Source organism: Chamaesiphon sp. OTE_8_metabat_110 (assembly GCF_031382685.1).
Lineage (GTDB): Bacteria > Cyanobacteriota > Cyanobacteriia > Cyanobacteriales > Chamaesiphonaceae > Chamaesiphon.
Genome location: NZ_JANMZA010000498.1, coordinates 1 through 4,511, shown reverse-complemented (window position 1 = coordinate 4,511; position 4,511 = coordinate 1). Strand labels below are relative to the sequence as shown.

General features: G+C 47.8%; 3 protein-coding genes and 1 pseudogene. 3 read left to right on the top strand and 1 reads right to left on the bottom strand.

Annotation, left to right across the window (positions count from 1 at the left end; all coding sequences use genetic code 11):
• Positions 1–315, top strand: a pseudogene (locus RMO52_RS18265) (hypothetical protein); the annotation flags it as partial.
• Positions 316–444: 129 nt separating this feature from the next.
• Here RMO52_RS18265 and RMO52_RS18260 read toward each other — a convergent pair.
• Positions 445–906 (bottom strand): hypothetical protein, encoded by a 462-nt coding sequence (locus RMO52_RS18260; protein WP_310417075.1) that lies wholly within the window; start codon positions 904–906, stop codon positions 445–447.
• 439 nt (positions 907–1,345) lie between these two features.
• Here RMO52_RS18260 and tkt point away from each other — a divergent pair, with 439 nt between their 5' ends.
• Together tkt and RMO52_RS18250 are read left to right on the top strand one after the other, a co-directional pair.
• The gene (tkt, locus tag RMO52_RS18255) at positions 1,346–3,358 is read left to right on the top strand and encodes a transketolase (RefSeq protein ID WP_310417073.1); all 2,013 of its coding nucleotides are present in this window, start codon (positions 1,346–1,348) and stop codon (positions 3,356–3,358) included.
• Positions 3,359–3,693: 335 nt separating this feature from the next.
• A partial coding sequence (locus tag RMO52_RS18250) for an MFS transporter (RefSeq protein ID WP_310417070.1) occupies positions 3,694–4,511 on the top strand: 818 nt, incomplete at its 3' end.

Genomic DNA, 4,511 nt, shown 5'->3' with positions numbered 1-4,511 from the left:
ACAATTGTAGATTTGCGCCAAAAATTTACCAGTATTGAATCCGAGCATGATTCCTCAAAATTTCTGATCTTATTTCATACTCAAGCCGGAGAATTTTGCGGTCTTCCCATCAAAGATGCCCCAGTTCTGATTGATATCGATCCAGATACGATTCGATCGATTCCTCTCGCCTATCGCGAAGTCAATCAGCTCAGTTTTGTCAGCCACATGGCGATCGTCCCTACAGCAGAGGGACGAGAACCGATGCAAATTCTCCTCCTCGGTTTCGATCGATCCCAGCCACAATTGAGCGGTGCGGCTAGTCATCTCAATTAACATGCGTAATATCTAAAAGTAGGCGGTATTCTGGCATCGTCGATGGGGGATAATATCGCTCCGAAGGTAATCAGCACTCGATACTATCCTTCACAAATCGATCGCGCAATGCCTATCTACTAGCTCAAATCAACTCTCCTCAAAAGCCTTCTTCACCTCGGCGGCGACCTCCGCAGCCTCCTCATCATCGATATCTAGCACCACTTGCAGCTCCTTGAGAAACACCTGCGCTCCAGCGGCGATCTCGCCTGTCTGTAAATTCATCTTTGCCAAAATCGCCGCAGCATAAGCATCAGGCACTAGATCGTCAGGAATCGCCTCATCTGCGGCATTAAACAATGCCCCCAGCCCTACATCTGCGACAATTGCGGTCAATCGATCGACCATTGCCAACAGATCTTCGTCAGAATACTCTGCATACAAGTCAAAATCCGGCAAAATATCCAGAAATAAATCTGGGGCTACCAAATCCTTGGGGTTATCTGCCAAAGCAGCAATCAGCACGATCGATGCCAAGCCTTCAGCTTCATTTAATGGCTCTTCGGAATATTCTTCAGTGTTGAAGATACTATCGTATTTTGGCATGTTCATACTTTATTCGATCGACTACCTCACGCCTAGTAATACCAGATGCCACGGGCAAAGGGAAGGGATAGTGATGTTATGTAACAAAATTAGGGGGTAGTGGATAGTGATTAGTGGATCGAAGTTGGGCTTTGAGTGTAGATGAGGACTTATCTGAATCTCAATTAATTTGCTATCCACTATCCACTATTCACTATCCACTCCCCAAACCTCTTGCTCATGCTTCCACCAAATGGGATGATAGGTAGAAATTGTTAAGATCGATGCAAATCTGTTGGCATTCAGTTTCGGGATTAGAACATTATTCATAAGGAGCGATGTTTGGCTCTGGTTGAGTAGTGCTGTATGACTCAAAACTTGCGAATTAGACCATCAGCCTGCACTTGTCTAGCCGTGCTGTCAGCACTTAAATTTCACTAGTTATGTAGTTAAATCGATATATATTATGCCTGTAACCGCTCAATCCGTAGACCAACTCGCGATTAATTCCATTCGGTTTCTGGCTGTCGATGCGATCGAGAAAGCCAAATCCGGACACCCCGGCTTACCGATGGGTGCTGCGCCAATGGCTTATGTCCTATGGCAAAAGTTCATGCGGTACAATCCCAAGAATCCCCAATGGTTCAACCGCGATCGGTTTGTATTATCTGCCGGACATGGTTCGATGCTCCAGTATGCACTATTGCATCTTACTGGCTACGATAGCGTCAGTATTGAAGATATCAAAAATTTCCGTCAGTGGGGTTCGAGTACGCCTGGACACCCCGAAAACTTTGAAACTGCTGGAATTGAAGTTACAACTGGCCCTCTCGGTCAAGGGATTGCTAATGGTGTGGGTTTGGCCTTGGCTGAAGCACATCTAGCTGCTAAATTTAACAAACCCGATGCGACGATCGTCGATCATTATACCTACGTTATCGTCGGCGATGGCTGCAATATGGAAGGTATTTCTGGTGAAGCCGCTTCGATTGCGGGTCACTGGGGACTGGGCAAGCTGATCGTCTTATATGATGATAACCACATCTCGATCGATGGTTCGACTGATGTTGCCTTTACTGAAGATGTCTCCAAACGGTTTGAAGCTTACGGCTGGCACACGATCCACGTCCAAGACGGAAACACCGACTTGGCGGCGATTGGTGCAGCATTAGAAGCAGCTAAAAAAGTCACCGACAAACCGACGATGATTAAGGTAACTACTATCATCGGTTATGGTTCCCCCAACAAGTGCAACACCGCAGGTATCCACGGTGCCGCTTTGGGTGAAGCCGAAATCAAACTCACCCGTGAAAACCTCGGCTGGGATTACGCCCCCTTTGAATTACCTGCCGATGCCGTCGCGCACATGCGCGAAGCGATCGATCGCGGTGCCAAAGCCGAAGGCGAATGGGAAGCTACTCTCGCTAGCTACAAGTCCAAATATCCCACCGAAGCTGCCGAATTTGAAAGTTTGACCTCCCGCAAGCTGCCCGACGGTTGGGCGAGCGTGTTGCCGACTTACACCCCCGAAGACAAAGCTCTCGCTAGCCGCAAACACTCGGAAAATTGCCTCAATAAACTGGCGACAGTTTTACCAGGATTAATTGGCGGTTCGGCTGACTTAACTCACTCCAACCTCACCGAAATCAAAGAATCAGGCGACTTCCAAAAAGGTGCCTATCAAAATCGTAACGTCCACTTCGGCGTCCGCGAACATGCGATGGGTGCCATCTGTAACGGCATCGCCCTCCACAACTCCGGTTTGATTCCTTACGGTGCCACATTCCTAATCTTCACCGACTACATGCGCGCCCCGATTCGCCTCTCCGCCCTATCCAAAGCGGGTGCGATCTGGGTGATGACTCACGATTCCGTCGGGCAGGGTGAAGATGGCCCCACGCACCAACCGATCGAAACGATCGCGTCATTGCGTGCTATCCCCAACCTCACCGTGATCCGTCCCGCCGATGGTAACGAAACCTCCGGTGCTTACAAAGTTGCGATCGAAAAAGCCAGTCAAACCGATCCGACTCTGCTGGCATTATCCCGCCAAAACCTCCCCAACTTAGCCGGAACCTCGATCGAAGGTGTAGCCAAAGGTGCATACACGATCGTCGATTCCCAAGGTACTCCCGACATCATCCTGATCGGGACTGGCTCCGAAGTCAGCCTGTGCGTCACTGCTGCCGAACAACTCACCGCCGCAGGCAAAAAAGTTCGCGTTGTCTCCATGCCTTCATGGGAACTATTCGACGAACAAGACGCAGCTTACCAAGAGTCCGTCCTACCCAAAGCTGTCACCAAACGGGTCGCAGTCGAAGCAGCTTGCAGCCAAGGCTGGCACCGCTTCATCGGCTTCGATGGTGGTTTAGTCACAATCGATCGTTTTGGTGCCTCGGCTCCTGGTGGTGTAGTTATGGATAAATTTGGCTTCACCGTCGATAATGTCGTTGCTACTGCTAAAAAAGTTTTAGGTTAATTTAGCTAACTAGTTTAATCTAGATTTAAAGGTGGGCTACAGCTCACCTTTTTTTTTTTTGACATAGCGATCGACAACAGACATATCGTTAGCGTTTGGCGTTTATCACCATCATCCCACCGCAGCCATAAACGACCGTTGTGGTTTTCGATTTGAATCTTCATTAAATTAACTCTATTAAGTAAAGCGATCGGTTGGCAATGCTCAAAGATGTCTCTCTCATAGCCGTTGGCATCCCTGAAATCGTAATTTCGGCTGGGTTGATTCAGCCAACTCTATAGCAAGGGGCATTATTAGAAACAGTTGGCGCATTAGGCTTGTTAGCATTACCTTGGATGTTAAAATTTTTGTGGTCGCCATTAGTCGATCGATTCAGCCTCGATCGCGATCGACATTATGGCAGTTGGATCTTGGTTTTCCAGTTACTATTGGCGAGTTGTGTCGCTATTTCTGGATTGCTAGATGTGCGACAAAATTTCCCAATTTTGATGGTATTTACGCTCGTAGCTTGCTTTTGCTCGGCGAGTCAGGATATCGCGACAGATGCTTTAGCCGTGCGGATGCTGGTAGGAACGGAACGTGCCTGGGGGAGTACGATCCAAAGTGCTGGCAACTATCTCGGTAGTATTATTGGTGGTGGTGGCGCGTTAATATTGCTCGATCGCATCGGCTGGCGATCGAGTTTATTGGTGATGGCTGGGATGATTCTATTAGCTGGCATACCGCTGTTACTACACCCTGAGCGTAAAATCGAAACTACTACCGAAAAACCTAGTTGGACATCATTAATTAGCTTTTTTAAGCGAGATCGGATGATGTTTTGGACGGTATTATTGTTGTTGTATTTGGCGGGAACGAATATGACAGGTGCGATGATGCGACCGCTATTAATCGATCTCAAGTTTAGTCTGACTGAGATCGGTCAAATTATTGGAGTTGTTAGTTGTAGTGCGGGAATTATTGGCTCATTTGTCGGTGGATCGATCGTCAATAAATGGGGTGTAGAAAGATCGTTAGTTTGGTTTGGCATCTTTCAAGGAATTTCGATCTTAGCTTGTTTGCCATTAGCGCGAGGTGGAGCGGATATATCGATCGTTTATGGAGCAAATATTAGTCTCCAATTCTTTGCCAGTATGTGCGATATGGCGATCGC

Excerpts from the sequence above, each read along its gene's own strand:
- RMO52_RS18260 (WP_310417075.1), bottom strand. The coding sequence starts at position 906 with ATGAACATGCCAAAATACGATAGTATCTTCAACACTGAAGAATATTCC.
- tkt (WP_310417073.1), top strand. The coding sequence starts at position 1,346 with ATGCCTGTAACCGCTCAATCCGTAGACCAACTCGCGATTAATTCCATT.